The organism is Bacillus cereus group sp. BfR-BA-01524 (assembly GCF_022662595.1).
Lineage (GTDB): Bacteria > Bacillota > Bacilli > Bacillales > Bacillaceae_G > Bacillus_A > Bacillus_A thuringiensis_S.
In genome coordinates this window covers 15,831-42,754 of the sequence record NZ_JAKUDW010000001.1, presented here as the reverse complement: position 1 = coordinate 42,754, position 26,924 = coordinate 15,831, and the positions used below count along the sequence as shown (strand labels likewise).

Sequence of the window (26,924 nt, the reverse complement as noted above, 5' to 3'; positions counted from 1 at the left end):
TAACATCTCTCTCCTATTAACGGCATAAAAAAATCGAATAGACAATTATTCGTCTATTCGATCTTTCATCTGTTTTAATATTTTCTTTTCAAGTCTTGAAACTTGTACTTGCGAAATGCCTATGCGCTCTGCTACTTCTGACTGTGTTTGATCTTTATAGTAACGCAAGTATACAATTAAGCGCTCTCGTTCATCTAGTTCTCTAATCGCTTCTTTTAAAGCAATTTTATCGAACCATTTCGTTTCAGATTGATCTGCAATTTGATCTAAAATAGTGATTGGATCTCCATCGTTTTCATATACAGTTTCATGTATAGATGAAGGGGCCCGGCTCGCTTCTTGTGCTAGAACAACTTCCTCTGGCGTTAGTTCTAGTGCCTCTGCCACTTCATTAATCGTTGGAGCCCTTCCGAACTCTTTCGAAAGCTCATCTCTCATCTTTCGAATTTTGTTTCCTGTTTCTTTTAAAGACCTACTAACTTTCACTGATCCATCATCACGTAAGAAACGTTGTATTTCACCAATAATCATTGGAACTGCATATGTTGAAAATTTCACGTCGAAAGATAAATCAAATTTATCTACCGATTTCAAGAGCCCAATACATCCAATTTGAAATAGGTCGTCTGGTTCGTATCCTCGATTAAGAAACCGCTGTACAACCGACCAAACGAGGCGCATATTACTTTGAACGATTGTATCTCTCGCTTGTTGATCTCCATCTTGACTTTTTTGAATTAACGCTTTTAGCTCGTGGTCCTTTAACTGAGGTTTCTTCTTCTCATTTTTGACCTCTATGTCCATAGGCTATTCTCCTTAATTGCATAGAGCGTTACTATTTGATAAGTATTTTGTCAAATGGATTGTTGTCCCGAAAGATTCGTTTGAAATAACTTCTACTTCATCCATAAAATTTTCCATGATAGTAAATCCCATTCCGGAACGCTCTAATTCAGGTTTAGTTGTAAAAAGGGGTTGTCTCGCTTCATCTAAGTTAAAGATTCCAATCCCTTCATCTCGAATCGTGAGTTTCACCATTGCTTCTTCCAAAATTACAGAAATATAAACAATACCTTCTGCATTTCCTTCGTATCCATGAATAATTGCATTTGTAACCGCTTCTGACACAACTGTTTTAATCTCCGTTAATTCTTCCATCGTTGGATCTAGTTGTGCAATGAAAGCCGCCACTGTAACGCGAGCGAATGATTCATTTTGACTTAATGCTGAAAATTGAAGGTTCATTTCATTTCTCATCTATGCCACCCCCAACGTCGCGAGCGCGTGCGCTTCACTTTCTTCTAAGCGAACGATTTTGAATAAGCCCGACATTTCAAATAAACGCTTAACAGGCGGTGAAATTGCACAAACAACCATTTCTCCACCTAATCCCTTTACGTGTTTATATCGGCCTAATATAACACCTAGACCAGAACTATCCATAAACGATAAGTTCTCTAGGCTCAAAACAATATGATGAACACCATGTGTCTCAATCATATCTGTTACTTTCGTTCGCAACTCTTCAGCCGTATGATGATCTAATTCACCCTCTAGTCTCACACATAGGACGTCACGTTTTACTTCTAATTGCATGGAAAGACTCACACGATTTCCTCCTTATGCTCAAACTTTACTTATTCACATACATAAAGATTTTCGTGATATAAAATAAGAATCCTTCCTGCTGACAAAAGAAGAACTATTTCGTCATAAAGTGAAACCTTTCAGCATTATTCACTTACATACGAATAGAAAAGCGGCAAAATATTTGCCGCTATTTTGATGTTGAAAACATCCCAAAACTTCTTTTAAATAACTCCCACCAGCTCGCTGCAGCAACATCTTCTTTTGCTATAATTGTTTGTTTTAATAAAACATCTTTATCTTTTTTAATAACAAGGGTGCCAAGCGCGTCACCTTTTTTAATCGGTGCTTTTACTTTCTTTTCAGCAATTACTTCTTGTTTTACCTTGTCCATATTCTCGCCCTTCTTCATAAGAAGAGAAACATTATCTGACGCAACTAAATCTACTTTTTCTTTTTTCCCTTTTCCTACTTGAACTGTCTTAATTTTTTCGCCGCGCGTATACAATTTCTTTGTCATATATTGTCCAAATGCATAGTCAAGAAGCTTTGTCACTTGGTTGTTCCGTTCTTTTGATGTTGGTGCTCCCATGACAACTGAAATGACACGCATACCATTTTTTTCAGCCGATGCTGTTAAGCAATATTTCGCTTCTGTCGTAAAACCTGTTTTTACTCCATCTACGCCAGGATAAAAACGTACTAGCTTATTCGTATTAACGAGCCAAAACTTTTTATCCGTATCTTCACGTAAATAATCTTCGTACTTACCTGTGTATTTACGAATAAGTGGATACTTCATCAATTCTCTCGCCATTATAGCCATATCATTTGCTGTCGAATAATGGTCTTTGGCCGGAAGACCTGTTGGGTTTTGAAAATGTGTATTTTTCAGCCCTAAATCTTTCGCCTTTTTGTTCATCATATTTACAAATCCTTCTTCTGAACCTGCGATATGCTCGGCTACTGCAACAGATGCGTCATTTCCAGATGCAATTGCAATACCCTTTAACATCTCATTTACAGTCATCTCTTCCCCAGGTTCTAAAAAGATTTGCGATCCACCCATTGAAGCTGCATGTTCGCTTGCTCTAACTTTATCGGTCAGTTTTAGTTTTCCTTTTTCAACTTGTTCCATAATTAAAAGCATTGTCATAATCTTTGTCATACTAGCAGGTGGTAATTTTTCATTTGGGTTTTTATCAAATAAAACTTTACCTGTATCTTGCTCAATTACGATTGCTGACGACGCTTGTTCCGCTAACTTCGGCGTTGTTTCTTCTGTTTTCTCCTGCTTCGTTTTTTCAGATTGCGCAAAACTCACTGAAGTTCCAGAAAGCAATAACATGAAACAAACAAGTATTCCAAAAACTCGCTTCATGACTAACCCTCCATTCTATATCAGACCTATTTTTTCCAATTTACCTTTTTTTAATACCAATTTTTTCTATTATTTTCAGTTGACAAATACATTCGTCCCCTATATTGTATTAAGTGTATTACGCATAGTAGTACACTTAATACATATGAGGAAGGTGACATTGCTCTTGCATATTCAACTTGACCCAAGAAGCAACACTCCGATATGGGAACAAATTGTTCAAAATATAAAAGAACTCGTATTGAAAAACATGTTGGCTCCAAGTGATAAACTTCCTTCTGTACGCGAGCTCGCTTCTTTACTCGTTATAAATCCAAATACAGTGAGTAAAGCGTATCAAGAGTTAGAGCGACAAGGAATTATTGAAACGTTACGAGGAAAAGGAACATTTATATCCCAATCGATTACCCCAACATTAGACGAAAGGAAAATCGCTATGGTTGAAAAGCAATTTCATCAATTACTATTAGAAGCCTCTTATCTTGGTATTACGAAAGATAAAATTCATGATTGGATAGATTCATACTATAAAGAGATTGGAGGGAATACGGATGTTGAAAGTGACAAGCTTGAAGAAAACAATTGATAATCAAACAATTTTAGACGATGTTTCTTTCACATTACAAAGAGCTAGTATCGTCGGATTACTTGGAAGAAATGGTGCGGGGAAAACAACTTTATTACGAACGATAGTCGGCATTTTAGACCCAGATGAGGGAACTGTTACATATGAGGATATCGACATTCATAAAAATCCTGAAACGAAACAAAAAATCGTATATGTTCCGGATTCTACTAACATACTGAACGGTTATACAGTAAAAGAAATCGTGAAGTTTTATAAAGCAGTTTATACAGCATTTGATGAACCATATTTCTACGAACTACTAGAACGTTTCAACTTACCAAACAAACGAATTCGTAGTTATTCAAAAGGAATGAAAGCACTGCTTGCCATCATTTTAGCTGTTGCTGCAAAAGCTGAATATATCATTTTAGATGAACCGACAAACGGTCTAGATCCTATCGTTAAAAGACAAATCCTCCAATTTCTCGTTGGAGAAGTTGCAGAAAAAGAAATTACCATTTTCATCTCTACCCATCATTTAGATGAAGTTGAACAAATTGCAGATACAATCATTATATTAAAAGGCCATACTATATCTTCTATTACATCACTAGACGATGCAAAATCACAATTTGCTAAAATCCAAGTTGCTTATGAACGATCATTACCTCAAAAACTAGAAAACTTAAGCAATATTAAAATATTAAACCAAACGGGAAAAGTATATACAATCTTAATTGAGGGAAATGTAGCTACAACACTGGAGAAGTTTTATAAAGAGCAACCTATACTCATTGAAGAATTAACAATGTCACTTGAAGATGTCTTCGTTACGACACTGGAGGAGGATGGGTATGTTTCATAAAGCGTTGTGGATGTGGAATTGGAAGCGCGGGAAATATGCTGCTTTACTGTTTTTCTTTAGTACACTTTATTATTTATCCTTCAAATACTATAGAGATACTCAACTACAACTAGCTAAGTATTATACCTTAAAAGAAAAAGGAAGATTCGATTATAGTTACACATTTTGGTCAAATGATAATAGCCTTTGGTTAACTATTCTTATTATTTCTTTAGCATGTCTATTATTGGGATGGGAACGTAGCAATCAATCTATTACTTTACTTATGGGAATGCCTTTTAAGCGAAAAGATATTTTCTTATCTAAATGGGTTTTTGGTTCGTTCTGTATTGTATGCTCATTTCTTTTAAATTGGTTTTTTATGTATTTTATTTATAGAACTACAATTCATTTTGATTATCAATCATTTGGACCATTTCATCGATACTTTCTGTATGCAATCGTTTCATATGTCGCTGTATATACAGCTGCTTTATGTATCGGTACTTTTACTGGAGGGATCGTTTCACAAGTCGTTTTTTGTATTCCTTGGTTACTAATGGGTCTTACATTTATTTCATTACTATACAATTTCACAATTAATTCTCTAGATATTACATATCAAAAAGACCGAAACTTATATGTAAGCCTATCGGAAATTAATAGAAAAACAAATATCGCTGCACCGATAAATTACTTTTCTATTAATTACTACTATAATCAGGAAAAAGATACGGAAGCACCCGATTCATCGCTTCTAAAAGGACCAGAGTTCCATAGTTATTATTCGGCTAAATCAATGCTAGTTCCTATTTTTTATACAATTTTCTATTTATTAATTGGCACATATTTATATACGCGGTCACCACTAGAAAACAGTCAAAAGATATTTATTTCACTAAAGCATTTACGAATATGGATATGGATAGCGACAATTTATTTTGCATTACTAGGTAGCTATAGATTACCTCTATTTAATTTCTTATTTAATCAGTATACCGGTATGTGTTTTGCTGGAATCATCGCTTATTTCTTACTAAAACGCCTTACAAATTATAAAGCCTTTTAAAGGAGAGATCCTATGTTTCAAAAAGCATTATGGCTAAGGACTTATCAACAAAGTAAATATATGGTCTGGTTATTTTGGTTCATCAGCTTCTACAATTTATCATGCAAATATTATATGACATCAATTCAACAACAACACCTTCTAAACATGCCGAAAGAAGAAAATCATGTATATTATTACCATTTTGATTTATCACTTATGGATCCTGTCATGTTTCAAGGTGGTGCACTTATTATTCTCGCCTGCACTTTGATCGGTTGGGAAAGACAAAGTAGTTCCATTGATTTTCTTTGGTCTATGCCTTTTAAACGTTCACATCTTTTTATGACAAAATGGTTGTTTGGCATTTGTAACATTGTAGCAGTTGTCAGTATAAACTGGGGGCTATTTGCTATTATGAAAAATATGACTGTTCATAATAAATACCAAGTATTTTCTCCATTCCATTCTTATTATATATATCTGTTAATTGTATTAATTGCTATTTATACACTTGCCTTATGTATAGGAACAATCACTGGAAATATTATCTCACAGGGACTTCTCACTGCAGCTATATTCATGTTCCCATTGTTACTTCCATCTCTTATCTCAGGAGTCATGGCTATTCACTCAAATATAGATTTTCATGAAAACAATGGAATTATGCACCGTTTTTTGGAAAACATCCGTATTTCTGGTCCAGCAGAAGATTTTCGTATTAGATTTGATTATAATCCACAAAGTGCCTATACCGATCCTGATGGAGTGCGTCATAACGAACCAAACTTTACAAAAATCCCTTCAGCAAAATTATTGATCGCGCCTATTATACATACCATTATTTTATTACCCTTGGGTATGTATTTATATGTTCGTTCAGTCAATGAGCGAAACGGTAGCTTCTTACTTTATCCGAAGTTACAAAAAATAGTTATAGGCCTTGTTGTTTTCTTTATAGGAATCGTTGCTGGTTTAGTCTTAAGGGGAGATAAATCATTACTTAATTTTTACATTGGATTTTTTGGCGCAAGCACAATGAGCTATTTTCTTCTATCCAAACTATTGAAATGGAAGTTCTCTTGGAACGCTAAATAAACTCATCATTATCACAATTTTGTACTGGAGGGATTACATGTTTCATAAAGCTTTATGGATCCATCATTACAAGCAAAGTAAGTACATTCTTTTACTCTTTGCTTGTAGTAGTTTTTGGTTTTTACCTATTAACTATTTTAGGGATTTACAGGTTCAACCAAACGAAGATGGCTATTTCTTTTATAGTTTAAATGGGGATACTCTTATTATCCCCTTCATTCCAATCTTCATATTACTTGCCTGTTCATTAATCAGTTGGGAAAGACATAATCAAACAGACTATCTGTTATTTGCAATGCCATTCACAAGAAAAGAGCTTTTTCTTTCTAAGTGGCTGTTTGGGACAACCGCAATTATATTCATAATAGGTATTAATGCCGTCTTATTGTATTTCATCCTAAAAATTAATCTTTTTAACCAACACCAATCTTTTGGGCCAATGGGTACATTATTATGTTATGTTACCATTACATGGATGGCAATTTTTACAATAGCTATCTTTATCGGAACAATTGCTGGAAATGTCATTTCGCATAGTATATTAAGCTTAATTTTCATTATATTACCATCTGGAATAGGCATGTTACTGTTTCACTTTGCTTGGATTCACACAAATATATCTACAACTGAATTTTTCCTTAAGAAAGTGAATTATACATCATATATAGAGAACGTTGAAGTTTTTGTACCTACTAATAATACTTATATATCTTATGCATTTAATCCAAAAATAAAGGAAGTAGACATAAATAATTTAAAAGAATCGGTTAAGGAGCACCATCAATTTCAGCCTATCTGGAAGCTTATCACTCCGATTCTATATATTCTCATCCTTTTACCATTAGGAGTATTTTTATATAATCGGACCCCAAATGAAAATAACGGTAAAATATTATTATTCACTAAACTAAATGGTTTATTTATACCATGTGTTACAATATGTTTTGCTCTATTAGGAGGCCGGATAACAGGTGGGAAAAGTGATCCGCTATTAAGTTATTACGCTGGGTTCATAATAATAGGACTATTTAGCTATATAATACTTCACTATTTGATAAATAAAAAATTTTTACTTCCTACGAAATAACCTCCTTTAAAAGGAGGTTATTTCACATTTTCTCTCCTATCCCCATACACCATCTCTTCTTTCATCCCAAATCCATCACCATTTTGCACAATTTGCTCTGTCGGTGCAACTACACTTTCGGCAATTTTCCATTCCCCACGCTCTTTTACGAATACTTGTAGAAAATAGTTCATGCCATCTAATTGATATGCATTTTCTTTTTTCACATTATAGTGAATCGCAATGTAGTACACTTGAATGTTTTCTTTCCCTATTTTTGATACGTATTGCGATAGTCTCGGTATATAAAGTGCTGCTTTCTGAAAAGATAGTTGCTTCGCTTTAACAAGCGATGAACTTGTTACATTACGTAATGTGTCCCGATTACGAATATTATCGCTATGGTGGAATAATACTGCGTTTTGCATAGAACGAACCCATAATTTCGAATATAAGACTGTATTATCGTTTTCGATGTACTTCACTTCTTTTCGCACCACTTGGATAGGCGTATCTGCGTACGTGAATGTTTGAAAACAGAAAAAACTACCAAATAAAATGGTAAGTGCAGCAATATATTTCATAATCTTTCCTCCGATCTTTTAATTAAAGTATCGGAGTTTCAAAATATTTTTATTCAAAAGAAAAAGGATAGGAGTGCTTTCGCTTCCTATCCTCATTTATTATAATACGCGGCCAAATAGTTCTAAGACCATTTCTATTTCTTGGTCGCTCCAACCTTTAAATCTCTCTTTATAATATTCTTTACGCACAGCTTCAAGTTTTTCAGTTACTTCTCTTCCGTGCTCTGTAATTTCTAAGTACACGATTCGACGATCTGAATTAGAACGTTTTCTTTCTACTAATCCTTTTCGTACGAGACGATCTGTAACAGCTGTAATATGACTGGAGGTTACGTTTACTTCACTCGCAATTTGCGAAGCCATCTGTGGACTGTTTAAAAATAACGCACGTAATACAGAAAATTCATTATATGGCATATGTTCTGCAAAACGTGTATTAATATCATTTTGTAATAAACGTATCATTTTTCGAAATGATGCAGATAAATCTAAAATCAGCGTTTCTCTTTTTTCGTTCAATAGCCTCGTCCCTTTTTTATCATATTTACACATATTATAATCTATAAATACCTATGTTGTATATGCTTTCTTTCCTCAACATTCTCATTTATGTAACTTTTTTCATATAAATTTCTTTTTTGTTCACACATATACATATAAAAAGGATGGTGATGGAAAATGCAGGGTGGAATGAATTCTTATTTACACAACGTACGCACTGCTAATACTGGTAAAGAAGCTACTATTACTGTACAAGGAGAAGGTGTTGTAAAAGCAAAACCGAATGTTGTTATATTAACACTCGGCATTCGAACAGATGATAAAAATGTAAAACAGGCTCAAGAAGAAAATGCAGTGCAATCCAAACAATTGCTGGATGCACTTAAACAGCTTGGTATTGCCGATAAAGATATAGAGACGATTTCTTATACAATTACTCCTCAATACGAATATGTAAATGATAAAGCATTGCTGCAAGGATACCGTGTAGAGCATTTGTATGAAATTACCGTTTTAAATGTACAAAAAGCTGGGGAAGTATATGATATAGCCGTTTCAAATGGCGCAAATGTAGCAAAAGGTTTACGTTTCCGAGTATCTCATCCAAATAAATATTATGAGCAAGCTCTCATTCAAGCTCTGCACCAGGCAGTAGAAAAAGCTCGTGCTATTGCGAGTACATATAATTTAAATATTAATCCTGTTCCCCTCTCATTCGTTGAAGAATCTGCCCAATTACCAAGGGAGGTTACGTCTTATGCTACTTTACATGCGCAAGCAGCTCCACCTATTCAATCGGGAGAATTAGAAATTATTTCAACAATACGGGCAATTTTTACGTATTTATAAATAATTTCATTTATAAGTAAACGTTATCATTTTCCTTGTTGTAAAAACATGATGTTCTGATATAATAAAGGACGGTGAGCTCTTACGAAAGAGATATCACGGGTGGGAGAGGGATATGAAAAAGAAGGTTTAACATGAAAGGAATACTTGAAAGAACATTTAAATTAGGTTTACACGAAACATCACCAAAACAAGAAGTTTTAGCTGGAGTTACGTCATTTTTCACGATCGTATATATTATGATTGTAAATGCGTCAATTTTATCCGATGCTGGCATTCCTCTTGAAGCTGGAATTTTAGCAACTGTTTTCAGTTCATTTGTCGGATGTCTACTCATGGCATTTTGGGCAAATGCACCTGCTATTCTTGTCCCTGGTATGGGTGTAAATGCATTCTTCACGTACACAGCTGTGCATACGCTTGGACTAACTTGGCAAGAAGCATTAGCTGCTGTCTTTATCTCTGGTATTATTTTTGCAATTGCCGCTTTTACACCAATCGCTCGCGTGCTATCAGTATCAATTCCAAAGTCATTAAAGGAAGCGATTACTGTCGGCATCGGATTATTTTTAGCGTTTATCGGATTGCAAAAAGGTGGTTTAGTCGTTTCGAACCCAAATACTGCTGTTGCAATGGGTAAATTAAGTAACCCTGTCGTTCTTGCGACCGTGCTTACTCTTATCGTTGCACTTGTACTATTTATTCGTAACGTACGTGGAAACTTTTTATGGACGATTGCAATAGGAACTGGTATTGCATGGCTATTTGGCCTTGTTGATACAAGTCAAATCGGAAATAGTTCATTCTCATTCGCTAATTACGGCGATGTGTTTGGAGCTATGTCATTTGGCAAACTTTCTTCCTTACCGTTTTGGATTGCAACATTCTCCTTAAGCATGGTGCTTATTTTTGAGAACATGGGACTTCTGCACGGTTTATTAGAAGATGACCGTAAATTCCCACGTGCTTACCAAGCCAATGCAATTTCAGCAATGACATGTGGTCTATTTGGCACAAGCCCTACCGTATCAACAGTAGAGAGTGCCGCAGGTATTACTGCAGGTGGAAAGACAGGTCTGACGTCTATCGTTACAGGGTTGTTATTCTTTGCATCATTGTTTGCACTTCCGTTTGTCAAACTAATTCCTGATAGTGCCATTGCACCAATCTTAATTATTATTGGCGGCCTGATGATTACAAGCATTCAGCAAATTCCTCTGAACGATTTTTCAGAAGGATTTCCAGCGTTCTTAATTATCGTCATGATCCCGCTCACATATAGTATCGCTGATGGCATTGCGTTCGGATTTATTGCTTATCCTATCTTAAAAGTTGCTCTTGGAAAGCGTAAAGAAGTCGCACCATCTATGTATATCATTACATGCTTATTCTTAGCTATGTTTGTATTACATGCCATTGGTTAAGAAAAAACACCGGGGAAATCCTCGGTGTTTTTTTACTTAAACCATCCTTTTTTATAAAACCAGGCCATCATTCCGCCGCCAATTAATGCCATTAGAAGAAGACAAATAAAATAACTATATTGTCCACCAAGCTCTGGCATATGCGTAAAGTTCATTCCATATACTCCCGCAATAAATGTTAATGGCATGAAAATAGTCGAGAATACAGTTAATGTTTTCATAATGTTATTCATATGATGTGAGTTTAATGAAAAATAACTATCCCGAATATCCGCCGTTAACTCTCGACTTGCCTCAATCATTTCCGTAAGTTTAAGTAGATGATCATGTATATCTTTAAAATAAATCTCATGATCACTTATACCGTAAAAACGAGTGGAATTCAAAATACGATACAATAAATCACGCATTGGAATAATTGTACGTCTTAACTTAGATAAATCTGCCCTAATATCAAATACTTCTTCTAGCACGGCTCCTGCTGTCTCACCTGTTAAATTATCATCGATCGCATTTAAATGATCTTCAATGTAATATACAGGTGCGAAATAATCATCTACAATTTGATCAGTGATTGTATGTGCTACATGTAAAGGCCCTTTCTTAATCCGCCTCTTCTCACCAAGTGTTTTCCATACTCTTTCAATTGCATTATTATGAGAAAAATGGAAAGAAACAATATAGCGATCACTAACAAATAAATCAATTTCATGTGGCTCTAGCCCATCTTCTCCAAACGCGTGAAGAACTAAAAAGTTATATCCATCATAAAAATCAACTTTTGGCCTCTGTACATATTCTAGACAGTCTTCAATTGCAAGGGGATGGAACTTAAAATGGTCTTGCAGAATATATGTATACTCTTCTTTCGTTGGCTTATATAAATCTAGCCAATACCATACAATATGGTCTTTCTTTGTTTCTTCTAGAGAAACATCATATAATACTTCATCTGTTTTTGTTACTGCACAAATTCTAATCATAATTTCACCCATTATTATTATAAACAAAAAATAGTAAAAAAAGCCAAGGAGAAATCTCCTCAGCTTTTTTTTATTACTTCGTTACGATACCGTGTACTAAAGTTGGTGCATCTACGTGTTCTTTAGAGATCTTCATGTTCTCATAAATTTTCGCTTTTACATCTTCAACATTTTCGCGATTTGCGTAAATTGTAACAAGGGATTCACCTTGCTTCACGCTATCGCCTACTTTTTTGCGCAGCATTAGACCAACTGCTAAATCAATTTCAGATTCTTTCGTTGCACGTCCTGCTCCTAAAAGCATTGCTGCTGTTCCGATTTCGTCTGCAACGATTTCTGATACATATCCGTCTTCTTTCGCGTCCACTTCAATTTTAAATTGTGCTTGTGGCAATTTAGAAGGGTCATCAACAACAGATGCGTCGCCGCCTTGCGCTGATAAGAACGTTTTAAATGATTCTAGCGCTTTTCCGTTGTTCATTACTTCAATTAGCTTTTCACGTGCATCTTCTAAAGATGAAGCTTGTCCAGCAAGGTACACCATTTGACTTCCAAGTGTTAAACATAGCTCTTCTAAATCTTTCGGCCCTTTACCTTGTAATGTATCAATTGCTTCTTGTACTTCTAATGCGTTACCGATAGCTTCACCGAGTGGTTGACTCATATCAGAAATAACTGCCATCGTATTACGACCAACGTTATTACCGATACGTACCATTGCTTCTGCTAAACGTTTTGCATCTTCATCCGTTTTCATAAATGCACCTGCTCCAGTTTTTACATCAAGAACAATTGCATCTGCACCAGCAGCAATTTTTTTACTCATAATCGAACTTGCAATAAGCGGAATTGAGTTTACTGTTGCTGTTACATCACGAAGTGCATATAGCTTTTTATCAGCAGGTGTTAAGTTACCACTTTGGCCGATAACAGCAATTTTGTTTTCATTTACAAGACGCATGAATTCATCGTTTTCAATTTCCACATGGAATCCTGGAACTGCTTCTAATTTATCAATTGTACCACCAGTATGTCCTAAACCGCGTCCAGACATTTTCGCTACTGGTACACCTAAAGCAGCTACTAATGGACCTAATACAAGTGTCGTTGTGTCACCAACACCACCTGTCGAATGCTTATCTACTTTTACACCTTCAATAGCTGATAAGTCGATTGTATCACCGCTATTTACCATTGCCATCGTTAAATCAGCACGCTCTTGATCGTTCATATCTTGGAAGAAAATTGCCATTGCAAGTGAACTTACTTGATAATCAGGAATATCACCATTTGTATATCCTTCAACAATAAAGTTAATTTCTTCTGTCGTTAATGCATGTCCGTCACGTTTTTTTGCAATTAGGTCCACCATTCTCATTGTGAAGTCACCCCTTCATTTGTTTTACGATTGCTTTTACTAATGCTAAGAAGTTAGCTTTAACACGTTCTGTCGTTTCAATTACTTCATCGTGGTGAAGTGGCTGATCTAAAATACCAGCTGCCATATTTGAAATACAAGAAATACCTAATACTTTCATACCAGCATGACGCGCTACAATTACTTCAGGTACTGTTGACATACCAACTGCATCTCCGCCAAGTGTACGAAGCATACGAATTTCAGCAGGTGTTTCATATACAGGACCTGTCATTCCTACGTATACACCTTCTTGTACTTTAATATTTAAGTCTGCTGCAACTTGTTTCGCCATTTCGCGAAGTTCTACTGTATATGATGTAGACATATCAGGGAAACGTACGCCCATTTCAGAATCATTTGGTCCGATTAATGGATTCGTACCCATGAAGTTAATGTGGTCTGAAATTAACATAAGATCGCCTGGCTCAAATGATGTATTTACACCACCAGCTGCGTTTGTTACAACAACCGTTTCTACACCTAGTTCTTTCATAACACGAACTGGGAATGTTACTTTTTGCATGTCGTATCCTTCATAGAAGTGGAAACGTCCTTGCATTGCTACTACTGTTACACCTTGAAGTGTACCAAATACTAGTTGACCTGCATGGCCTTCTACAGTTGATACTGGGAATTCAGGGATTTCACTGTAAGGTACTGTTACTGCGTTCTCAATTTCATCTGCTAATACACCTAGTCCTGATCCAAGGATTAGTCCTACTTGTGGTGTCTCTTGAAATTTCTCTTTTAAGTATGAAGCTGATTTTGTAATAAGTTCACGATTCATTTGTTTATCCCCCTATTTCTTTAGCTCGTTTAAGAAGCTTGTTCCGTATTCTGGCATTTTCACACCGAAGTTTTCTGCTACTGTTGCACCAATATCAGCAAATGTTTGACGAAGTGGTAACTCTTGTCCGCCTTCTTTCATGCTTGGGCTATATGCTAATAATGGTACATATTCACGTGTATGGTCAGTACCAGGGTGAATTGGATCATTACCGTGGTCTGCTGTAATTAATAATAGATCATCTTCTTTTAGTTTTGCGAATACTTCTGGTAGACGTGCATCATATTCTTGCAGAGCTTCTCCGTATCCTTGTGGATCACGGCGGTGGCCGAATAATGCATCAAAGTCAACTAAGTTTAAGAAACTAAGACCTGTAAAGTCCATATTTAATGTATCTACAAGCTTATCCATTCCATCCATGTTAGACTTCGTACGAAGTGATTCCGTTACCCCTTCGCCATCATAAATATCAGAGATTTTACCGATAGCAATTACATCGTAGTCACTATCTTTTAATTCATTCATTACTGTACGACCGAATGGTTTTAATGCATAGTCATGACGGTTTGGTGTACGTGTAAAGTTTCCAGGTTTACCAACGAATGGACGAGCAATAACACGACCTACCATGTACTTCTCATCTAATGTTAATTCACGTGCAATTTTACAGATTTTATATAACTCATCAAGTGGCACTACTTCTTCGTGTGCTGCAATTTGCAATACGCTATCAGCAGAAGTATAAACGATTAAAGAGCCTGTTTCCATTTGCTCTTGACCAAGTTCATCAAGAATCTCAGTTCCAGAAGCTGGCTTATTACCGATAATTTTACGGCCTGTTTTTTCTTCTAATTCATCAAGTAATTCTTTCGGGAATCCTTCCGGGAACACTTGAAATGGTGTATCAATGTAAAGGCCCATAATTTCCCAGTGACCTGTCATTGTATCTTTACCAGTAGATTTCTCTTGCATTTTTGTGTAATATCCAAGTGGTTTCTCTACTTTAGAGATACCTTTCATTTCACGAATGTTACCAAGACCTAATTTCACCATGTTAGGCATTTGTAAACCATTCATATGTTCAGCAATGTGACCAATTGTGTCAGATCCTAAATCACCAAATTGCTCAGCATCTGGTGCTTCACCGATTCCCACAGAGTCCATTACGACTAGGAATATACGTTTATATTTATTCATAACTGCGACCTCCTATAAGTTCAGTTCTACTTCTTGTAGTATGTTCAAAACGCTATAAAGTGAAACTGTTATCCATAAGAATTCTCATTGTCAAACAGTACTTCTTTAAACCATTCTCTAACCTATTTCGTTTTACTTGAAACGACTCAAAAACATTTCTAGTTTTTTCTAAGTCAGATGTCAGACATCTGATACTGATATCATAACATGTTTACGCTTTCTTTTTAATACATTTTCGTAGAATTTCTCATTTTCTTCACACTTCTATTGTAATCCATTCTGCAACGAAGTGCTAATTATTTTATGATTTATTTCTTCATAACAAAAATAAAAAGTAGCTCTAAAGAGCTACTTTTTATTTTACTTCTATCGTTTCTTCTTTATGTTCATGCAATTCGCCTTTTCTTACATGCACTTTCACTTTGTAAGAGCCGTTCTCTTTGAAAGTATGTTTCGTTTCATACTCTCCTTTATTTCCTTCTTTCGCTGGAATAAATTCGTGTTTTTCAACACCATCTTTCCAAATCTCTAATTGTACTTCAGCACCAGTTAATGCTTCTTCTTTTTGCTTTAAATGAACTTTCATTGTAGATTCAGCATTTGCCTTTATGTCTCCAGCCATAAGATGGATCATTGTGTCACTTTTATGATCTCCATGTCCTGCACTGTGATCACTATTTTCTTTTTTTGCATCTTCTACTTTCGCATTTCCTACAGCCACTTTGTGTGCTGGCATAACGTGCATATCGCGTGCATTTGTATGAGGAATAATATGATATACTCCATCAGTTTCAAATGTTTTCTCTGCTGCATAAACACCTTTTCCTTTATGCTTACCATCTAACATCTCGTGTTTCTCGTCGCCATCTTTCCAAATTTCAAACTTTACGTCATCAGCATCCGTTACTCTTTCTTTTCCTTGTGTAACAAGTGCTTGTACTTCTGTTTTTTCACCAGGTTTAATTTCTTTCGGATTCGTTTGAATCGCTACGTTTATACTTTCAAGTTTCTTTTCTTTTTTCGGTTCTTCTTTGTTTGTATTACAGCCAGCCAACGCTAGCATCGCGATAAATAAAATCATAATAAGTTTTTTCATCATCATTTCCTCCTTTATACTTTATTTAGTATAGAGGAAATACATTGTAATATTCCAGTCTTCTGCTGAAAACAATATACGAAATGTTTGTGAAGTTTCTGTGAAACGGTCTTTCCCTCTTAATCTATGAAAAAAAGAGCATAGTAACTATGCTCTCGGATGAAACTGTTTATATACATCTTTTAATCTAGTTTTTGAAACGTGCGTATAGATTTGCGTCGTTGAAATATCTGCATGTCCAAGCATTTCTTGTACAGCACGTAAATCTGCTCCATTTTCTAATAAATGCGTAGCAAACGAATGACGCAACGTATGAGGTGTAAGCTCTTTTTCAATATTTGCTTCTTTCGCTAATCGTTTTAATATTTTCCAAAATCCTTGTCTTGATAATCGATTACCATGATGGTTTAAAAAGAGTGCATCTACTACTTTTTTCCCCATTAATTCTCTTCTTCCTTTTTCAATATACTTTTGAATCGCTTCCGTTGCTAAACTTCCTAGTGGAATAATTCTTTCTTTATTCCCTTTCCCTATGCAACGAACAAATCCCATCGTTAAATGTACATCTTCTAAATTGAGTGCAATCAATTCTGAAACACGAAGTCCTGTTGCATAAAGTAACTCTAGCATCGCCTTGTCACGAATCCCAAAAGCACTTGTCATTTTTGGTGTTTGAAGTAACGCCTCTACTTCATCAACTGATAATACTTTTGGCAATTTCCGCTCCCCTTGCGGCGTTTCAATATGTACGGATGGGTCGTGTTCTACCGCTCGTTCACGAAGTAAAAATTGGTGGAACGAACGAATTGATGCGATATGACGCGCCAATGTTTTCGAAGATTTTCCGTTTTCTTTTAAATACTGCAAAAAGTTAACAATGTGTAAACGGGTCACTTCATGAAAAGTTTTCGTCTGTTCCACATTTTGCAAATACTTTACGTAGCTTTTTAAATCCCGTTCATAAGATACTACTGTATTCTTTGCTAATCCTTTTTCGACAACCATATAATGAATAAAATCTTTTAATTGATCTTCCACTCTACACTACTCCCCATTTTCATAGAAAAACATCATTCTATTTACGAAAGCATCCTTTGCCGGTTCTTCATTCCCTGATACTTTTTCTACAGTCTCTTCTTTAGGTTTTTCATAACGATGATAGCTTTCATATTCTTCATTTATCCATAGTATAGCGAAATAAAACAAAATCGTACAACTTGTAAATAATAAAAATACTTTTATTCCATCAAAAGTTAATTTTAAAGCTCGGCGCATTGTAAATTCCTCCAAAATATAAGTTATTACAACATATGCCAAGCTTTCATCAATTTATACCTTATTCAAATAAAAAACCTCTTCCTAGATAAATAGGAAAAGGTTATTTTTCATCCGTTTCATTTTCTTGACAGTTTTTACAAATCCCATGGAATGTTAAACGATGATCTTTCACCTTAAAGCTCCAGTCTCGCTCTACTTTCCTTTCCACTTCACCAAGTAAATCTTCTTGTATTTCTTGTACAGCACCACATTGTGTACAAATCAAATGATGGTGGAAACGCTGCGCACCTTCTTGGCGTAAGTCATAGCGTGAAACACCGTCTCCGAAGTTAATCTTATCGACAACTTTTAACTCAGATAATAGTTCTAAAGTTCGATAGACGGTTGCTAATCCGATCTCTGGCGACTTTTCTTTTACAAGGAGGTAAACATCTTCTGCGCTTAAATGATCTTCTTCATTTTCTAGCAGCACACGAACTGTTGCTTCACGTTGCGGTGTTAATTTGTAGCTCGCTGCATGTAATTGCTTCTTAATTCGTTCAATTCTTTCTTCCATTCGGTACTACTCCCTCCTCGCCACTCTTACACCATTATATCAGAAGAGGGGCTTCTGTCAAAAGAAAAACAATAAAAATAAATTGATAATTATTCTCAAAAAGTATTTATTTTTTATTAATAGCCTCAACAACTTCTTTCATTAAAACTGGTGATGCGTAAGCCTCCACACTAGAAGCAAGTGCTAACACCACTCCAATTACAAGAAAGAAGCATGTATACCGGATTAATAATGGTAACAGTGGCTCGGTTATTTTTCTAATAAATTGATGCCTAATCATCCGTAAAGAAAAACTTGCAGCAATGGTTGTCATAACGAGAAAGACTGGAATGATAATTAAATTTTGTGGCAAAACAGATACAAATGCTAATAATAGTCCATTCCATCCATGCTGACTTACTAAAAAACCAACTGTAAATCCAACAACAACTCCTTTTACAAATAATAAAATAAAAATAAGTGGTAATCCAACAATTGAAATCCCTAAAATCCAAATAAATCCGATGTATTTTAATTGCGAAAAGTAACTTTCTCGAAACATTTCGCCCGCAATGGCAAATTCTCCTTTAGAGACTTGTCCAAAAAAACGTTGTAAATAAAATGATAAATCTTGTTTTTGATTGATTTGTAAACTATTCACAAGAATGGCTCCGAATATTACTCCCATCAATAATAAAACAGCATTAAATATATATAATGAAGAGTTTTCCTGTATGTGAGACATTACACGGTCTTGCCAATTTTTTCGCCACATTTTTCTTCCCTCCGTTCACACTCTTATTAAAAATGTATGAAAGAAAGAAAAAAGTATGACGAATTAACATTGAAATTCCGCTCTACTTTGCTAAACTAAAAAGTAGAGAATAGGAGGGATTTCTCTTGAAACCATTATTATTAGATTTTCCAACATTATTTCAAACTGAACGCTTGCAAGTTCGTAAACCATTTCCAGGTGATGGTGCAGAAGTATATGAAGCAATCCAAGCTTCTCTAGAAGACTTAGTACCGTGGATACCAATTAACGCTGAAACAGAAGAGAGTGCTGAAGAAATTGTTCGCGAAGCTCACGGACAGTTTTTACTTCGTGAAACACTTGATTTTCACTTATACGATAAAGTATCTGGTACATTCATCGGAGCAATTACACTAAAGCCTGAAAACTGGGATATTCCAAAGTTTTCACTTCACTTCTGGCTACATAGTGCCTATACAAAACAAGGCTATATGACCGAAGCTGTTAAAGGCGCTATTCAGTTCGCCTTTGATAAACTAGGCGCTAGAAGAATTGAAATTCGTACTGATGCAACAAATATAAATGCATGTAGCTTAGCAGAACGTTTAGAATTCATTCTAGAAGGTACAATGGAAAATGATTTCCTAGCACCAGATGGTAGCTTACGTGATGCACGTGTATATGCAAAAATCAATTAAAAAACACTCGCCTTTGGCGAGTGTTTATTTTTGTAGTTGTAAATATTGTACTGCAAACATCGTCTTCGCATCATGAATACGAAGATCTTTCATAAGAGTAATCGCTTCTTCTAATGATACTTCCATTAATTCCACAAACTCATCTTCATCTAACTCAGCTTTATTTTCTTTTTTTGTCAAACCTGTCGCTTTATATACATATAAAATTTCATCTGCAAATCCTGGAGATGTATAGAAAGAAGTAATGAGCTCCATATTTTCACATACATATCCTGTTTCCTCTTCTAATTCACGAACTGCTGTTACCTCTGGTTTTTCACCAGGTTCTAACTTGCCGGCTGGAATTTCTATAATCGCCTTTTCAAGCGCTTTACGATACTGCTCAACAAGCACAATTTTCCCCTCATCCGTAATAGCAATAATCGCAACTGCACCAGGGTGATTTACAATTTCACGTTTACTCATTTCTCCATTTGGTAATACTACATCATCAACACGAACTTTTATAACTCTACCATCAAAAATCGGCTCAGTTTTTACTGTTCTCTCTGTAAGATTACTCATACTACTTCATCTCCCTGTTCTATTTCCTATTCTTTCTTCATACATTTTACCACATTGAAAGGAGCGTGATAGAAATGAAAGTTTATATTTTACCAAATCGCATCACGTTAGTCGGAAAAGCATGGCAAATTCGCCATAAGCTAAAACAATATAGCAAAGAGTATACAACTGTACAAGAGTGGATTACAGCAAATAAAGTGAAACATTAATCATGCCTTTACGGGCAGTTAATGCGAAGCGAAAAAGGAAACGTTTGTCAACCTCTTTTTCCTCTCGTACAATAAAGGTAAGGAGGTTGACCTATGAAAAAACGTCAATTAGGAAACTCAGATTTGTTTGTTACAGAAATGGGCCTTGGCTGTATGTCTCTCGGTACATCTGAAACAGAAGCTATGCGTATTATCGATGAAGCGATCGATTTAGGAATTAATTTTTTTGATACAGCAGATTTATATGATTACGGATTAAATGAAGAATTTGTTGGAAAAGCCTTGAAGGGGAAAAGAGACCAAATTGTTCTTTCAACGAAGGTTGGAAATCATTGGACAGAAGAAAAAAATGGCTGGTCTTGGGATCCTTCTAAAGCTTACATAAAAACTGAAGTAAAAGAAAGTTTACGTAGACTTCAAACTGATTATATTGATCTTTACCAACTTCATGGCGGAACGATTGAAGATCCAATCGATGAAACAATTGAAGCTTTTGAAGAATTGAAAAAAGAAGGTATTATTCGCCATTACGGTATTTCTTCTATACGCCCAAATGTCGTTCGTGAGTATGCAAAACGCTCAAACATCGTTAGTGTACTAATGGAATATAGCCTTTTAAATCGTCGTCCAGAAGAATGGTTCCCCCTTCTGAATGAACACCAAATTAGTGTCATTGCTCGCGGGCCACTTGCAAAAGGAATTTTAACTGACAACAATGCAAGAAAAGTAGAAAGAGTAAAGGAAAAGGATTATCTCTCTTATTCTTACGATGAATTACATACAACTCTAGCGAGTGTAAAAGAAACGATTGGAGAAAGCTCTTTAACAGGAACAGCTATTCAATATTGCTTACATAATAAGACTGTTGCAGCTGTTATACCTGGTGCAAGCTCGCTTCAACAATTGCAGGAAAATATACGAGCTAGCCAACAGTTACCTTTAACTAAAGAAGAATATGTACAACTTCAAAAGATTGTTAAATATGACACATATGCTTTGCATCGTTAAAAATATCGAATTACCGATAAACAGAAGACTGTCTCCAGTATTAGGAGACAGTCTTTTTTATAACGTATCATATTTATCAGGATTCGTTCCTACATGTAAATCACGATTCAACGTGTTAATTTGACGTATCTCTTCTTCAGTTAGTGCAAAATCAAAAATAGTAAAGTTTTCTTTAATACGAGATGGTGTAACAGATTTAGGAATTGTAACAATCCCGCTTTGAATATCCCACCTTAATATAACTTGTGCAGGTGTTTTTTCATATTTGTTAGCAATAGCCTGAATGATTGGATGCTGGAATACTTCTCCGCCCCTCATTAACGGACTCCATGCTTCCATTTGAATTTGCTCATCTTGACAATAATTACGCAATTCAAATTGCGTCAACATCGGATGAAGTTCCACTTGGTTTACCATCGGCTTCACTTTGCAATTTGGTAATAATAGTTCTAAATGATGTTTATGAAAATTAGAAACACCAATCGCACGCACTTTACCTTCTTCATACAATTTCTCTAAAGCTCGGTACGTATCAACATACTTCCCTCTTACCGGCCAATGTATTAAATATAAATCTACATAGTCCATTTGTAATTTTTTTAAACTCTTTTCAAACGCCTCGAGTGTCTCTTCATATCCTTGATCGTCGTTCCATACTTTTGTTGTAATAAATATATCTTCTCTTGGAATTCCTGATTCAAGTATCGCCTCTCCGACACCGCTTTCATTTTCATACACAGTTGCTGTATCAATTGAACGGTATCCAACTTCTAACGCTGTTTTTACTGCTTGTTTTACTTCGTCGCCTTCTTTCGCTTTATATACGCCTAGACCAATCATCGGCATTTTCACGCCATTATGAAGTGTAGTTGTTGGAATATGCACAGTCGTCTCCCTTTCATTGTTACATTTTTTATAAGCCATAACTTTATTTCAACAAGATTCATCCAAAAAGTCAAAACATACGTACAGTTTACATAACACTTTTATATAGCTAAAAAATAACGTGAACTCATTCATTCACGTTATTTTCTCTCCATTCTTTCGCTTTTTCATCCACATTGCGCACAAACTCATTTTTCCCTTCCGTATATAGCGTGCCATCATATGTATACTTTTCGGCTAATTCTTTCTTTAAGGTTGCATATGCCTCTGCTTCTTCACAATGAGCCATCATATAATCACGAAACGCTAAATGCCTTACTATCTCTGGATTTCCTTTTTCAAACACGTGTAAATGATACGAACGTTTTTCCTCAGTTCCATGAATAAAATATCGGCGTCTTGAAATACCATTTTCCCCTTTTACGATGTAACCAAGCTCTATAAAGCGTTCATTCCACCCATCTACTCTTTCGATATTTTCTACTTCCATGATCATATCAATAATAGGTTTAGCTGCCAGTCCGGGCACTGACGTACTTCCAATATGATGCATTTCCACCGTTTCTGGCATCGCTGATTTTAATCTTTCAGCCTCCATTTGAAATTTTTCAATCCAATGGTTTTCATGCGGAACAACGACAATTTTCCTCATTCTAACTCCCCTTTTCTTACAAGCTCGTCAAAAAATGATCAGTGGTATTTCACTGATCATTTTTTTATTATTTAAAGTCTTTCCAAGTAAGGTTACTTTCACTTAGCAGTTCTTCAAATGATTTATTCTTTTCACGTTCTTTTTGTTCTTGGCGCTTTCTTTCCAGTTCAGCTGCCTCTTTTACCTCTTCTCTCACTTGCAACTCTTTCTTCTTACTCTTTAATTGTTGCATGAGTGAATCATTTAATTGATCGCCTAATGTAAGTGTTTCTTTCTTTGGTTGATTCACTTGCGATTGTCTTTGCATTTGTCTTTGTTTCTTTTTCTTCATGCTACTCACCTTTTACTTTTTTCTCCATTATAGTAGATACACGATGAAATCGACAATAAAAAAGGGTCTTTACTCTATTATTCACTTTTTGTAAATATGTTAATTTTTCGAAAAGACTAAATTTTTATGTAGCTATAATCCTATGAATCTATTAAAATTATGTCGTATGATGTCAGATTATAAAAAAAGGAGAATTATATTATGTGGAAAAAAATTATTCCTGCCGTTGCTGTTTTAAGCACTATTACTTTTTCAAGCGTATTTGCCGCTCCCCCATCTCAGAATCCAGCTGAACAAAACCGCTACATAGACGTACAAATGCTTGGTATTAATGATTTCCATGGACAACTAGATACTGTTAAAAAAATCAATAATAAAGAAGCTGGTGGCGCTGATTACTTAGCTACTTATTTAAAAGAACGTAAAAAACAAAACCCTAATACCCTTCTCGTACATGCTGGTGATATCGTCGGAGCTAGTCCACCAGTTTCAGCATTATTACAAGATGAACCGACGATTGAATTTTTAAATGACTTAAAATTTGATGTTGGTACAATCGGGAACCATGAATTTGATGAAGGCATTGATGAAATGAAACGCCTCATTTACGGTGGATATCATGAAAAAACAGGGAATTTCAAAGGGGCTAACTTCCCCTATGTAGCTGCTAACTTCTATAACAAATCAACTGGCCGCTTATTTTTACCACCATTTACTATAAAAATGGTAGATGGTGTTCCTGTCGGATTCATTGGTGTTGTTACAACTGATACACCAAATGTTGTTATGCCTACGATGCTTAAAAATGTACAAATTACTGATGAAGTAGAAGCAATTAATAAATCAACACAACAATTAAAACGCCTCGGCGTTAAATCAATCGTCGTTCTTGCTCATGTCGGTGGAACAACCGATGAATCTGGGGTAACAAATGGCGACCTTACTCGAATTGCAAATGAAACAGACCCAGAAGTTGATGTTATTTTCGGTGGACATAGTCATACGTATGTAAATGGTACAGTAAATAATAAACTAATTGTCCAAGCAAATTCATACGGAACGGCTTTCTCAGACGTGGATGTAACAATTGATCGTAAAACAAAGGATATTGTAAAGAAAAAAGCTGAAGTTGTTACAACGTATCATGAAGGTGTAGAACCTGATAAACAAGTAAAGAAAAAACTAGATCAATATAAAGAAAAAATCGCACCACTTGTAAATGAAGTGGTCGGAAAATCTACAGCACCTATCGACCGTAAACAAAATGATGCTGGTGAGTCCACTCTTGGAAATTTAGTTGCCGATGCTCAGCGTCAAACGATGCAAACTCAAATCGCCCTCATGAATCCTGGTGGCATTCGTAATGACTTAGATGCTGGTGATATTACGTGGGGTGAGTTATACGGCATTCAACCTTTTGGAAATCAATTGATTAAAGTAGATTTAACAGGTCAAGACATTCGCGATATTTTAAATCAGCAATGGCAAAAAGGAACAACAAGAATGCTTCAAATTTCAGGTATTCAATATACGTGGGATGTAAATAAACCAAACGGTGAAAAAGTTACAAATATACGTTTAACAAACGGAGAAGAATTATCTCCATCTACAACGTATAGCGTAGTTGCAAATGCCTTCTTAGCTTCTGGCGGTGACGGATTCGTATCATTTAAAAATGGTAAAAATGCAGAAACTGGTCCAAACGACTTTGAAGCGTTAGTCGATTACGTAAAACAATTAAAAGAACCAATTCAGCCAGTTATTGACGGAAGAATTCAAAAAGTAAATTAAGTGTTTCTCTAATAATAAATTTCATTTTTCACGCCATAAAGGATTTGTACTGATCCTCTATTTTATACGTAATATACATCATAAAAAGGATACTCGTTCTTCCAATGAACATAGTATCCTTTTCTTTAGTTATCAAAATGTGATGTTTTGTCAACTTCATATTGCTGTAAAAATTGTTGCAACGCCTCTTCTACAAGTTTAGACTTTTGAATTCCTTTCGATTCTGATATAAGGTCCAATCTTGCTAATATTTCTGTATTAATAGAAAAGGTTCGTCTCTTTTTCTCTGTACTCTTACTCATAATTGGTGCAATTACTTCGTCTCTTTTTCTTAGTAACTCATAAATGCTTTGTAATTGCTCGTAAATTAATAATTGATAATCTGTTTTCTCATATTGAAGGGCGGTCGCTTCTTGGAGTTGTAAGTGACGTGGTTCTTCTCCATCTCCTACAAAAATACGTTTCTTCTGCTCTCCATCATATTCGTATCCAATCAATCTTAATTTCTTCGATAATGTATACGGGCTTATTTCAAGACGTTTTGCTATAATAGCGATGGATTCACGTCTATTTAAACCATCTATAATTTCTCCAATCGTCACAATTTCCCTCCTCCCGTGTTGAAATGACACTAGTATGGTATGTTACAATGATTTTCTAACAGTATATGCAAAATGAATAGCCTGTGCGATTCATACGATTTCACAAAAGGAGGTTTTCAATATGCTTTTTCGTAGCTACACCCCTCAGTTCTATAACGAAAACAAACAACTCATTCCTAATAGTATCGCTACGATAGAAAGCGTTATGATAAATAATCGAAAACAAACTCTCCTTATGCGTGGACAAAACGTAGAGCAACCTATTTTATTATGCTGTCACGGCGGACCTGGGATGGCACAAATCGGATTTATTCGCCATTTTCAAAAAGAATTAGAGAAGCAATTTATTGTTATTAATTGGGATCAACGCGGGGCTGGTAAATCCTTTTCAATGAAAGATTTCGGAGCCAATTTCACAATCGAACAATTCGTTTCCGATGCAAAAGAAGTGATTCAATATGTACTTAAAAGGTTCAACAAACAAAAACTATTTCTCGCTGGTCATTCTTGGGGAAGTATTATTGGGCTTAACATAGCACATCAATATCCAAAGTATATCGAGGCTTACATCGGTATTGGGCAAATTGTACATATGAAACAAAATGAAGAATTGCTATATCAACATTTAATTCATTCTGCAAAAAAACATAATCATAAAAAAGCATTAGCTTCCCTTTTAAAATTAGGCAAACCACCATTTTTAGATACGAGACGTCTCATTATTCAAAGAAAGTGGCTTGGCACATTTGGAGGCGCAATCCAAAACGGATCTTCCTTTTCTTTCATACGAAAAGGTTTCTTTTCTCCTGAGTATACGCTATTAGATTGGTTCAAGTTTCTCGCAGGAAATTTAAAATCTGGCGTTTTATGGGAAGAAATGCTGACAATCGATTTCTTTGCTTCTATCTCAAGTTTATCTATTCCAGTTTATTTTTGTTCTGGTCGCTATGATTATCAAACTCCTTATGCACTCGTTCAGGAATATTGCGATATTATTGAAGCGCCTATAAAAAAGATGGTTTGGTTCCCAAATTCAGCACATTCTCCTGATTTAGAAGAACCAGAATTATTCGCCAATTCTTTGCGATCAATTAAACAAGAGCTAGCTTTTCAGCATTAGTAACAAAAGGCTCTTTTACATTTCATAGAAAACATTTTATAATAATATGTCGCAAGTATGTATA

At 35.4% G+C, this 26,924-nt stretch carries 32 protein-coding genes; 12 read left to right on the top strand and 20 right to left on the bottom strand.

Translation table 11 applies throughout. The features are described from left to right. Positions 1–45: 45 nt before the first annotated feature. The 4 genes from sigF to dacF all read right to left on the bottom strand — a co-directional run bounded on the left by sigF (position 46) and on the right by dacF (position 2,968). On the bottom strand, positions 46–804 hold the full coding sequence (sigF, locus tag MR170_RS00250) for an RNA polymerase sporulation sigma factor SigF (protein WP_000350729.1): 759 nt from the start codon (positions 802–804) through the stop codon (positions 46–48). Positions 805–816: 12 nt separating this feature from the next. Then, entirely contained in the window at positions 817–1,257 is a 441-nt protein-coding gene (gene spoIIAB, locus MR170_RS00245; RefSeq protein WP_001243398.1) for an anti-sigma F factor, read from the bottom strand. After that, positions 1,258–1,608 (bottom strand): anti-sigma F factor antagonist, encoded by a 351-nt coding sequence (gene spoIIAA, locus MR170_RS00240; RefSeq protein WP_000059135.1) that lies wholly within the window; start codon positions 1,606–1,608, stop codon positions 1,258–1,260. It lies immediately after the preceding gene. Positions 1,609–1,777: 169 nt separating this feature from the next. After that, positions 1,778–2,968 (bottom strand): serine-type D-Ala-D-Ala carboxypeptidase DacF, encoded by a 1,191-nt coding sequence (gene dacF / locus MR170_RS00235; protein WP_000831997.1) that lies wholly within the window; start codon positions 2,966–2,968, stop codon positions 1,778–1,780. A gap of 166 nt (positions 2,969–3,134) precedes the next feature. Between dacF and MR170_RS00230 the strand changes: the two genes are divergently transcribed. From MR170_RS00230 to MR170_RS00210, 5 genes are read left to right on the top strand one after another with little or no spacing between them, the layout of a single operon-like run. Further along, complete coding sequence (locus MR170_RS00230; protein WP_098256497.1) at positions 3,135–3,554, top strand: GntR family transcriptional regulator; 420 nt, start codon at positions 3,135–3,137, stop codon at positions 3,552–3,554. Further along, on the top strand, positions 3,520–4,401 hold the full coding sequence (locus MR170_RS00225) for an ABC transporter ATP-binding protein (protein ID WP_242306748.1): 882 nt from the start codon (positions 3,520–3,522) through the stop codon (positions 4,399–4,401). The genes MR170_RS00230 and MR170_RS00225 overlap by 35 nt, the downstream gene beginning before the upstream one ends. Beyond that, positions 4,391–5,449, top strand: a complete 1,059-nt coding sequence (locus MR170_RS00220; RefSeq protein ID WP_242306747.1) for an ABC transporter permease subunit — start codon at positions 4,391–4,393, stop codon at positions 5,447–5,449. Before MR170_RS00225 ends, MR170_RS00220 begins: the two co-directional genes overlap by 11 nt. 12 nt (positions 5,450–5,461) lie before the next feature. Beyond that, positions 5,462–6,526, top strand: coding sequence for an ABC transporter permease subunit (locus MR170_RS00215; protein WP_016080386.1), 1,065 nt, complete (start codon positions 5,462–5,464; stop codon positions 6,524–6,526). Positions 6,527–6,563: 37 nt separating this feature from the next. Beyond that, complete coding sequence (locus MR170_RS00210; protein WP_242306746.1) at positions 6,564–7,613, top strand: ABC-2 transporter permease; 1,050 nt, start codon at positions 6,564–6,566, stop codon at positions 7,611–7,613. 17 nt (positions 7,614–7,630) lie between these two features. Here the strand turns inward: MR170_RS00210 and MR170_RS00205 are convergent, their stop codons facing one another. Both MR170_RS00205 and MR170_RS00200 read right to left on the bottom strand, forming a co-directional pair. Continuing rightward, positions 7,631–8,176: a hypothetical protein gene (locus MR170_RS00205; RefSeq protein WP_000873787.1), complete on the bottom strand. Its 546-nt coding sequence runs from the start codon at positions 8,174–8,176 to the stop codon at positions 7,631–7,633. Positions 8,177–8,275: 99 nt separating this feature from the next. Further along, positions 8,276–8,695, bottom strand: coding sequence for a MarR family winged helix-turn-helix transcriptional regulator (locus MR170_RS00200; RefSeq protein WP_001003307.1), 420 nt, complete (start codon positions 8,693–8,695; stop codon positions 8,276–8,278). A 159-nt stretch (positions 8,696–8,854) separates the two neighbouring features. Here MR170_RS00200 and MR170_RS00195 point away from each other — a divergent pair, with 159 nt between their 5' ends. Together MR170_RS00195 and MR170_RS00190 are read left to right on the top strand one after the other, a co-directional pair. Next, positions 8,855–9,526 carry an SIMPL domain-containing protein gene (locus MR170_RS00195; RefSeq protein WP_242306745.1) on the top strand — a complete coding sequence of 224 codons (672 nt, stop codon included), beginning with the start codon at positions 8,855–8,857 and terminating at the stop codon, positions 9,524–9,526. A gap of 134 nt (positions 9,527–9,660) precedes the next feature. Then, positions 9,661–10,950, top strand: a complete 1,290-nt coding sequence (locus MR170_RS00190) for an NCS2 family permease (RefSeq protein ID WP_000676248.1) — start codon at positions 9,661–9,663, stop codon at positions 10,948–10,950. Positions 10,951–10,982: 32 nt separating this feature from the next. On the opposite strand, the gene corA is transcribed toward MR170_RS00190, so the two are convergent. The 9 genes from corA to spoIIM all read right to left on the bottom strand — a co-directional run bounded on the left by corA (position 10,983) and on the right by spoIIM (position 18,991). Further along, positions 10,983–11,945 (bottom strand): magnesium/cobalt transporter CorA, encoded by a 963-nt coding sequence (gene corA / locus MR170_RS00185; protein WP_002026281.1) that lies wholly within the window; start codon positions 11,943–11,945, stop codon positions 10,983–10,985. Between the two features lie 61 nt (positions 11,946–12,006). Continuing rightward, the gene (locus MR170_RS00180) at positions 12,007–13,311 is read right to left on the bottom strand and encodes a pyrimidine-nucleoside phosphorylase (RefSeq protein ID WP_016080382.1); all 1,305 of its coding nucleotides are present in this window, start codon (positions 13,309–13,311) and stop codon (positions 12,007–12,009) included. 7 nt (positions 13,312–13,318) lie between these two features. Beyond that, on the bottom strand, positions 13,319–14,140 hold the full coding sequence (locus MR170_RS00175) for a purine-nucleoside phosphorylase (RefSeq protein ID WP_001078446.1): 822 nt from the start codon (positions 14,138–14,140) through the stop codon (positions 13,319–13,321). A 12-nt stretch (positions 14,141–14,152) separates the two neighbouring features. After that, positions 14,153–15,337: a phosphopentomutase gene (gene deoB, locus MR170_RS00170; RefSeq protein ID WP_016080381.1), complete on the bottom strand. Its 1,185-nt coding sequence runs from the start codon at positions 15,335–15,337 to the stop codon at positions 14,153–14,155. Between the two features lie 355 nt (positions 15,338–15,692). Beyond that, positions 15,693–16,436, bottom strand: a complete 744-nt coding sequence (locus tag MR170_RS00165) for a FixH family protein (RefSeq protein WP_016080380.1) — start codon at positions 16,434–16,436, stop codon at positions 15,693–15,695. A gap of 144 nt (positions 16,437–16,580) precedes the next feature. Then, on the bottom strand, positions 16,581–17,471 hold the full coding sequence (gene xerD / locus MR170_RS00160; protein WP_000390088.1) for a site-specific tyrosine recombinase XerD: 891 nt from the start codon (positions 17,469–17,471) through the stop codon (positions 16,581–16,583). A 6-nt stretch (positions 17,472–17,477) separates the two neighbouring features. Continuing rightward, positions 17,478–17,708: a YqzK family protein gene (locus MR170_RS00155; RefSeq protein ID WP_001250432.1), complete on the bottom strand. Its 231-nt coding sequence runs from the start codon at positions 17,706–17,708 to the stop codon at positions 17,478–17,480. A gap of 103 nt (positions 17,709–17,811) precedes the next feature. Continuing rightward, a complete protein-coding gene (gene fur / locus MR170_RS00150; RefSeq protein ID WP_000392657.1) occupies positions 17,812–18,267 on the bottom strand; it encodes a ferric iron uptake transcriptional regulator in 456 nt (151 codons plus the stop codon). A gap of 106 nt (positions 18,268–18,373) precedes the next feature. Continuing rightward, positions 18,374–18,991 carry a stage II sporulation protein M gene (spoIIM, locus tag MR170_RS00145; RefSeq protein ID WP_224413400.1) on the bottom strand — a complete coding sequence of 206 codons (618 nt, stop codon included), beginning with the start codon at positions 18,989–18,991 and terminating at the stop codon, positions 18,374–18,376. Positions 18,992–19,146: 155 nt separating this feature from the next. Here spoIIM and MR170_RS00140 point away from each other — a divergent pair, with 155 nt between their 5' ends. Continuing rightward, positions 19,147–19,698, top strand: coding sequence for a GNAT family N-acetyltransferase (locus MR170_RS00140; RefSeq protein ID WP_000803479.1), 552 nt, complete (start codon positions 19,147–19,149; stop codon positions 19,696–19,698). A 24-nt stretch (positions 19,699–19,722) separates the two neighbouring features. Here the strand turns inward: MR170_RS00140 and MR170_RS00135 are convergent, their stop codons facing one another. Continuing rightward, on the bottom strand, positions 19,723–20,262 hold the full coding sequence (locus MR170_RS00135; RefSeq protein ID WP_016080378.1) for an NUDIX domain-containing protein: 540 nt from the start codon (positions 20,260–20,262) through the stop codon (positions 19,723–19,725). 74 nt (positions 20,263–20,336) lie between these two features. On the opposite strand from MR170_RS00135, the gene mciZ reads away from it, so the two are divergent. Next, a complete protein-coding gene (gene mciZ, locus MR170_RS00130) occupies positions 20,337–20,471 on the top strand; it encodes a Z-ring formation inhibitor MciZ (protein ID WP_000870292.1) in 135 nt (44 codons plus the stop codon). 93 nt (positions 20,472–20,564) lie between these two features. Then, positions 20,565–21,479: an aldo/keto reductase gene (locus tag MR170_RS00125; protein ID WP_242306744.1), complete on the top strand. Its 915-nt coding sequence runs from the start codon at positions 20,565–20,567 to the stop codon at positions 21,477–21,479. Between the two features lie 57 nt (positions 21,480–21,536). Here the strand turns inward: MR170_RS00125 and MR170_RS00120 are convergent, their stop codons facing one another. The 3 genes from MR170_RS00120 to MR170_RS00110 all read right to left on the bottom strand — a co-directional run bounded on the left by MR170_RS00120 (position 21,537) and on the right by MR170_RS00110 (position 23,347). Then, positions 21,537–22,364, bottom strand: coding sequence for an aldo/keto reductase (locus tag MR170_RS00120; protein ID WP_016080376.1), 828 nt, complete (start codon positions 22,362–22,364; stop codon positions 21,537–21,539). Positions 22,365–22,491: 127 nt separating this feature from the next. After that, positions 22,492–23,016 (bottom strand): GrpB family protein, encoded by a 525-nt coding sequence (locus MR170_RS00115; RefSeq protein ID WP_242306743.1) that lies wholly within the window; start codon positions 23,014–23,016, stop codon positions 22,492–22,494. A 67-nt stretch (positions 23,017–23,083) separates the two neighbouring features. Next, a complete protein-coding gene (locus MR170_RS00110; protein ID WP_242306742.1) occupies positions 23,084–23,347 on the bottom strand; it encodes a YqkE family protein in 264 nt (87 codons plus the stop codon). Between the two features lie 201 nt (positions 23,348–23,548). Between MR170_RS00110 and MR170_RS00105 the strand changes: the two genes are divergently transcribed. Next, a complete protein-coding gene (locus tag MR170_RS00105; RefSeq protein WP_242306741.1) occupies positions 23,549–25,138 on the top strand; it encodes a bifunctional metallophosphatase/5'-nucleotidase in 1,590 nt (529 codons plus the stop codon). Between the two features lie 125 nt (positions 25,139–25,263). On the opposite strand, the gene MR170_RS00100 is transcribed toward MR170_RS00105, so the two are convergent. Continuing rightward, entirely contained in the window at positions 25,264–25,740 is a 477-nt protein-coding gene (locus MR170_RS00100; protein WP_029443255.1) for a ribbon-helix-helix domain-containing protein, read from the bottom strand. Positions 25,741–25,861: 121 nt separating this feature from the next. On the opposite strand from MR170_RS00100, the gene MR170_RS00095 reads away from it, so the two are divergent. Next, positions 25,862–26,860, top strand: a complete 999-nt coding sequence (locus MR170_RS00095; RefSeq protein ID WP_016080372.1) for an alpha/beta fold hydrolase — start codon at positions 25,862–25,864, stop codon at positions 26,858–26,860. The last annotated feature ends 64 nt before the right edge of the window (positions 26,861–26,924 follow it).

Coding starts and splice junctions, on each gene's coding strand:
- sigF (WP_000350729.1), bottom strand. CDS start 804: ATGGACATAGAGGTCAAAAATGAGAAGAAGAAACCTCAGTTAAAGGAC.
- spoIIAB (WP_001243398.1), bottom strand. CDS start 1,257: ATGAGAAATGAAATGAACCTTCAATTTTCAGCATTAAGTCAAAATGAA.
- dacF (WP_000831997.1), bottom strand. CDS start 2,968: ATGAAGCGAGTTTTTGGAATACTTGTTTGTTTCATGTTATTGCTTTCT.
- MR170_RS00225 (WP_242306748.1), top strand. CDS start 3,520: ATGTTGAAAGTGACAAGCTTGAAGAAAACAATTGATAATCAAACAATT.
- MR170_RS00220 (WP_242306747.1), top strand. CDS start 4,391: ATGTTTCATAAAGCGTTGTGGATGTGGAATTGGAAGCGCGGGAAATAT.
- MR170_RS00215 (WP_016080386.1), top strand. CDS start 5,462: ATGTTTCAAAAAGCATTATGGCTAAGGACTTATCAACAAAGTAAATAT.
- MR170_RS00210 (WP_242306746.1), top strand. CDS start 6,564: ATGTTTCATAAAGCTTTATGGATCCATCATTACAAGCAAAGTAAGTAC.
- MR170_RS00205 (WP_000873787.1), bottom strand. CDS start 8,176: ATGAAATATATTGCTGCACTTACCATTTTATTTGGTAGTTTTTTCTGT.
- MR170_RS00195 (WP_242306745.1), top strand. CDS start 8,855: ATGCAGGGTGGAATGAATTCTTATTTACACAACGTACGCACTGCTAAT.
- MR170_RS00190 (WP_000676248.1), top strand. CDS start 9,661: ATGAAAGGAATACTTGAAAGAACATTTAAATTAGGTTTACACGAAACA.
- corA (WP_002026281.1), bottom strand. CDS start 11,945: ATGGGTGAAATTATGATTAGAATTTGTGCAGTAACAAAAACAGATGAA.
- MR170_RS00180 (WP_016080382.1), bottom strand. CDS start 13,311: ATGAGAATGGTGGACCTAATTGCAAAAAAACGTGACGGACATGCATTA.
- MR170_RS00175 (WP_001078446.1), bottom strand. CDS start 14,140: ATGAATCGTGAACTTATTACAAAATCAGCTTCATACTTAAAAGAGAAA.
- deoB (WP_016080381.1), bottom strand. CDS start 15,337: ATGAATAAATATAAACGTATATTCCTAGTCGTAATGGACTCTGTGGGA.
- MR170_RS00165 (WP_016080380.1), bottom strand. CDS start 16,436: ATGATGAAAAAACTTATTATGATTTTATTTATCGCGATGCTAGCGTTG.
- MR170_RS00155 (WP_001250432.1), bottom strand. CDS start 17,708: ATGCGCCGAGCTTTAAAATTAACTTTTGATGGAATAAAAGTATTTTTA.
- fur (WP_000392657.1), bottom strand. CDS start 18,267: ATGGAAGAAAGAATTGAACGAATTAAGAAGCAATTACATGCAGCGAGC.
- spoIIM (WP_224413400.1), bottom strand. CDS start 18,991: ATGTCTCACATACAGGAAAACTCTTCATTATATATATTTAATGCTGTT.
- MR170_RS00135 (WP_016080378.1), bottom strand. CDS start 20,262: ATGAGTAATCTTACAGAGAGAACAGTAAAAACTGAGCCGATTTTTGAT.
- mciZ (WP_000870292.1), top strand. CDS start 20,337: ATGAAAGTTTATATTTTACCAAATCGCATCACGTTAGTCGGAAAAGCA.
- MR170_RS00125 (WP_242306744.1), top strand. CDS start 20,565: ATGAAAAAACGTCAATTAGGAAACTCAGATTTGTTTGTTACAGAAATG.
- MR170_RS00115 (WP_242306743.1), bottom strand. CDS start 23,016: ATGAGGAAAATTGTCGTTGTTCCGCATGAAAACCATTGGATTGAAAAA.
- MR170_RS00110 (WP_242306742.1), bottom strand. CDS start 23,347: ATGAAGAAAAAGAAACAAAGACAAATGCAAAGACAATCGCAAGTGAAT.
- MR170_RS00105 (WP_242306741.1), top strand. CDS start 23,549: ATGTGGAAAAAAATTATTCCTGCCGTTGCTGTTTTAAGCACTATTACT.
- MR170_RS00095 (WP_016080372.1), top strand. CDS start 25,862: ATGCTTTTTCGTAGCTACACCCCTCAGTTCTATAACGAAAACAAACAA.